The 5,263-nt window shown below is 34.0% G+C and carries 4 protein-coding genes; 1 reads left to right on the forward strand and 3 read right to left on the reverse strand.

The window, feature by feature from the left end; translation table 11 throughout:
• Positions 1 to 720: 720 nt before the first annotated feature.
• Positions 721 to 855 (forward strand): hypothetical protein, encoded by a 135-nt coding sequence (locus tag F6K54_RS39710; protein WP_293089811.1) that lies wholly within the window; start codon positions 721 to 723, stop codon positions 853 to 855.
• 697 nt (positions 856 to 1,552) lie between these two features.
• On the opposite strand, the gene F6K54_RS39715 is transcribed toward F6K54_RS39710, so the two are convergent.
• From F6K54_RS39715 to rpsB, 3 genes are all read right to left on the reverse strand, one after another.
• On the reverse strand, positions 1,553 to 2,545 hold the full coding sequence (locus F6K54_RS39715; protein WP_293089813.1) for a hypothetical protein: 993 nt from the start codon (positions 2,543 to 2,545) through the stop codon (positions 1,553 to 1,555).
• A 392-nt stretch (positions 2,546 to 2,937) separates the two neighbouring features.
• Complete coding sequence (gene tsf / locus F6K54_RS39720) at positions 2,938 to 3,597, reverse strand: translation elongation factor Ts (protein ID WP_293089814.1); 660 nt, start codon at positions 3,595 to 3,597, stop codon at positions 2,938 to 2,940.
• 653 nt (positions 3,598 to 4,250) lie between these two features.
• On the reverse strand, positions 4,251 to 5,072 hold the full coding sequence (gene rpsB, locus F6K54_RS39725) for a 30S ribosomal protein S2 (protein WP_293089816.1): 822 nt from the start codon (positions 5,070 to 5,072) through the stop codon (positions 4,251 to 4,253).
• Positions 5,073 to 5,263 lie beyond the last annotated feature (191 nt).

Raw genomic sequence — 5,263 nt, forward strand, 5'->3', positions numbered from 1 at the left:
TGACAAAGCTTTTTGTAGTCTTTCCCAGTCTATCTTTTCTCTTTCATTATTCATGACAGATTATTTATATAATACTTTCTTAGTCGCTCATTTAGAGAAAGCATAGTTAAATAAATATCAGCATTCAGTTTTTTGACTTCTTTTACTTTGCTTTCTTTGAGGAAATTCATTTATCTACCTATAATATATACAGCATATTGCAGATAAATGAGGTACAAATATGAATGGTAAAGTGAATGCAAGTGCGGACATCTTGCCCGCGATTGGTGTACCTTACTAATATGAAATACGCTGTAGAATAATATTTTAATCAGAGTTGACTGTAGATCGAGATAGACAAGTTAATAAATTTCATAATTCTATGCCATTTCACATAAAATTTGTATAACAACCAATAGACCTCTCCGGAAAAGAAGGAGTAGGGAGTAGGGAACCCACCCCTCGCCCCTCCCCCTCCCTGGAGGGGAAGAATTGATAATTTATCTACGATAATTGATTTGGTTTTTTATTATTGGAGATACCTAATATCTAATACCAATTTGATAAATTTTTGCTACAAATAGCTAGGATGTTTCTTAGGAGTCAGGAGTCAGGAGTCAGGAGTCAGAATAAATGGCTTCAATACCATTTTTGACCGAGGAAATTCTCTTTTTTATCCAAGGGAAATTTCCTTTAAAGTCTTTTAATCATACTTATTATTCGTAACATTCTTTTTTCAAAATGGTACAACACCTAACACCTAATTCTGTGCCACCTCACATAAAATTAGTATTATCTAAGGAATTAATTAAGAAGGAAGAAAAAATTCAGGAAAAAACTCCTTTTAGGTATGATTTTCCAATTACCTTTTTGTAGAATTAATCCATGATAATTAGTATTACTTCTGCCCTCGAATTACTTTAGCGTGAAAATTTTTAGCCCATATAATCTTAATGTATAGCAGAAGTTAGTTATCTAGGCGATTAGTTATCTAGGAAAGAAAAATATTGCATTGTCTGAGTTTTAAGCTTTTTATATGTCAAATACAGTAATAGCGACTGCTATATTTACCATAAATTTTATCGAATAACTAAGGTTTAAAGCTTAATTACATCAAGGAGAAAAAAATTCTTTATAGAACTCCATTCCACTGAAGCGACCAAAAAACCTTCGTCCTTCTACTCCTCTTTACTTCTTCTTTCTTCCCTCCTGACTCCTGACTCCTAAGTAATAAGGTTTAAAGCTTAATTCAATCAAGGAAAAAAAATTCTTTATAGAACTCCGTTCCACTGAAGCGACCAAAAAACCTTCGTTCTTCTACTCCTTTTTACTTCTTTTTTCTTCCCTCCCAACTCCTGACTCCCGACTCCTAATTTAGCAATTAACAATTAACAATTAACAATTAATAATTAATAATTACCTCTTCTTAAAACGGATAGGATTGACTAAAAGGATTTTTTTTTGATTTTATCCCCTTAAAAAGGTCGGCTTCAAGACGTGAATTGTTGAATGAATAATTATTAACTATCAACTCTTAATTATTAATTATTAATTATTAATTATTAATTATTAATTATTCCTCATACCAACTAGAACGCCATGCTGACTCTGCTTCTATTACAGCTCGTTCGCGTTGCTTTTTACGATATTCTCGTTGCAGTTGATTAAGCCTTCCTAAAAGGTTACGAATTTTATTACGCCAGGCAGTAACATTAATATCAGTAAATTCTATTTCAGATAACCTAAGATTTACTGCCATAACTTTAGTAACTCTAGGTTTTTTTCCCTCCTCTGGATCTTCTGCTTCAATTAATAAATTTAATAAATTAGGTTTTCCACCCAAAGGAGTATCACCTGATTCCATTTTTGTCGCAGCTTCTAAAACTTTCTTCGGTATTTTATTTGGTAGTATTTCTGCATTTTGAAGGATGGAGTTTGCCCGATCAGAAACTCTTTTGAGAATTTCAGGTATTTGCTTCTCTATATTTTCTTGCCAAGATATTAATGTATCTAAATTCTCTAATTTATCAATAATATTTTCTGGGGAATTTTCTATTTCTTCTCTTTCAATTTTATTCAGACTTTCTTCTATCCTATCTGCCAGTTTTTGCTCCTCATTATCAGATGTTTTAGTTGAAAATAATACAGCAGAATCAAATTCTATCTTTGTCTTTTGGTTCTTTAGTAAAGATGTTACTTCTTCCTCCTCCCCATCTCCTTCACTCAAAAGACTCATAATTAATTCTGGAGCTGAAGTCTCATCTGAATTTTGTTGCTCTTCTGGAATTTGTTCTAATAATTCTTCTAATTCTCTAACTGGTAATTTTGCTATTTCTCGCAATTCAGACTGCATTTTTTGTCGCTGAGAAAACGATAAATTCAGAAAAGCTTCTGGATACCCTTGAGTACATATATGATAACTAGCAAAAATTAATTGTTGGCGTATCCCTTCACCTAATACTTTGAAATAACCTTCATAAGTATCATAAAATTCCTTGGTAATTTCTGCGATCGCTACTTCTATTTCTTTCAATTTTTCCTCTACTTGTCTTGCTGCTCCCACCATAGTGAATTATCTTCTATCTATCAACAATTAAAAATTAAAAATAAACAGATTATCTCTGCCACTTTTAATTTTTAATTATGATTATTTATCAATTATTCCTTTCCCTTATGGGTTTAATACCCCACCGTCTACACGGTGTTTACAATTTGTTGGGGTTTGAATCCCCATCAACTTTTTCCTTTTTCCTTCTTCCTTCTTCTTTCTTCCCGAATTATTAATTATTAATTATTAATTATTAAATAATTCAGGTTTAAAGCCTCCCCTTTTAAGGGGAAAAAAAAGAAATAATATTTCCTTATGTTCAATCAAGAACGGTTTTAACCAGAGGTAATTATCAATTATCAATTATCCATTATCCATTAATGAATTCTTCCTTCTTCAAGATTTATCAATTATTCCTTTGCCATTTGTGCTGCTACTTCTTCAGCAAAATTCTCCTCTTTTTTCTCAATACCCTCTCCCAAAACAAATCGTGTAAAACGACGTACTTGTACTTTTTCACCTAACTGAGCACTGGTTTCTTTAACCAACTCTGCCACTGTGACATTTTGGTCTTTAATATAAGGTTGATCCATTAATGCTAATTCTTTGAGTCGCTTTTCTATTCTTCCCTGAACTATTTTTTCCCTAATATTTTCCGGCTTTTTACTAAGGTCTTCTCTACCCATTTCTATAGATGTTTCACTCTTCACAAATTCTGTAGGGATATCATCAACTGAAATATATTCTACCTGTGGACAAGCTGCTATTTGCATAGCAATATTTTTCACTAACTCTTTGAATGCCTCATTCCGGGCAACAAAATCTGTCTGACAGTTTACTTCTACTAAAACGCCAATTCTGCTACCTGTATGAATATAACTCTCAACCAGTCCTTCTGCTGCTACTTTACCCTCAAGTTTTCCTGCAGAAGCAATACCTTTTTGTCTTAGCCATTCTGTAGCCTTAGTAATATCCCCATTATTTTCTGTGAGAGCGTTTTTGCAATCCATCATGCCTGCGCCTGTTGCTTTACGCAATTCTTGAACTAACTTTGCAGGTATTTCCGGCATATTTTTTATTCTCCAATTTAACTTTACTACAACTTTATTATTTAGGAATTAATCCTACTTTAGCGTCTTAATTTAAGATAGGCTTTTTAGAAATAATTTACCGAAAAATTCAGATATAAAGCCTCTCCATTCATGGAGAAAGAAGAAAAAAAATCCTTTTAACCAATCCTTTTATTTATAAGAAGAGGTAATTCTAAATTCTTAATTCTTGAACCTGTATATTATCCCTAAAAAACCCTACCTCTACTAACAATATTACTAGAATTGTAAGCATTTCCTCCGGAATGCTGCGCAAACAGCTATCAGCAGTCAGCTATCAGCAATTAGTAATAGAATAATTACTTCTCAGGCTTTGTCCTGGGCCCATGAAAGTAACTTTTTATTATTTTTCAATTTTAAAGGTTGCTTTTACGCGGACTCAAAATTAATAGCTGTTAACGCAGTTCCTCCGATAGGAGGCTAGCTAATAACTGACGGCTGAATGCTTACCTAGCGGACTGTTTAATCTTAAATAGTGCATTAGAATTGTCCGAAGCGCCATTCGTAGCTTTGCGATAGCAAACAATAGTGTTTGCGTAGCATGACCTTAGGAAAGCAATCTTTGACCAATTTCCTATTGCATCATTTTAGTTGACACAATCGACTAGAATTTGTTATTCTTCTTCATTATTGCCTTCTGATGACTCTTCTTCTTCATCACTTACATTAAATTCTTCTTCCGCTCCATCATAATCATAATCTTCTTCATATTCTTCATAGCTATCATAATCCTCCTCAGCCAATGTTTCTAGTTGACCATGACGACCTTCATAGATAGCATCAGCTAACTTACCTACTATAAGTTTAATTGAGCGAATAGCATCATCATTAGCTGGAATTGGAATATCAACCTGAGTCGGGTCGCAATTTGTATCCAACAAAGAAACTATAGGAATATCCAACTTCTGACATTCTTGAACAGCATTATACTCTCGTCGCTGATCTACCATAACAACTCCATCTGGCAAGCGACGCATATTTTTAATACCCCCCAGATATTTTTGTAACTTAGCCATTTCACGACGGAGAACCGAAGCTTCTTTTTTCGGGAGTAAATCTAGTGCCCCATTTGCTTCACGACGTTCTAAGTCCTTGAGTCTTTCTACCCGAGTTTTAATAGTAGTCCAGTTAGTGAGCATCCCACCCAACCAACGTTGGTTAATATAATAAGCTCCACATCTACTGGCCTCTTGAGCGATAATACCAGCAGCTTGACGCTTCGTACCAACAAATAAGAATTTTTTTCCTTGTTCAGAAGCAGTTCTAATATAGTCGTAAGCTTCTTCCATTAATTGAGCTGTTTGAACAAGATCAATAATATGAACGCCGTTACGCTCTGTAAAAATATACTGGGACATTCTTGGATTCCAGCGACGGGTCTGATGCCCAAAGTGGACTCCTGACTCTAACAATTGAGCCAAACTAACAACTGGCATGATTTTATCTCCTATTCGGGTTTAATCCTCCATCCAGGTGTATTCTCATAGATTCTTATTCTGTAGAACACCCGACTACCCAGATGTGCGATTTTAGACAACTTTTCTAGTTTACTACATCATGTGATATCTATATTAATTAAAAAGAGATGGGGAGATGGGGAGATGGGGAGTATTTTTAAACCTTTTTC

Source organism: Okeania sp. SIO3B5 (assembly GCF_010692555.1).
Lineage (GTDB): Bacteria > Cyanobacteriota > Cyanobacteriia > Cyanobacteriales > Microcoleaceae > Okeania.

Coding starts and splice junctions, on each gene's coding strand:
- F6K54_RS39710 (WP_293089811.1), top strand. CDS start 721: ATGGTACAACACCTAACACCTAATTCTGTGCCACCTCACATAAAATTA.
- rpsB (WP_293089816.1), bottom strand. CDS start 5,072: ATGCCAGTTGTTAGTTTGGCTCAATTGTTAGAGTCAGGAGTCCACTTT.
- tsf (WP_293089814.1), bottom strand. CDS start 3,597: ATGCCGGAAATACCTGCAAAGTTAGTTCAAGAATTGCGTAAAGCAACA.
- F6K54_RS39715 (WP_293089813.1), bottom strand. CDS start 2,545: ATGGTGGGAGCAGCAAGACAAGTAGAGGAAAAATTGAAAGAAATAGAA.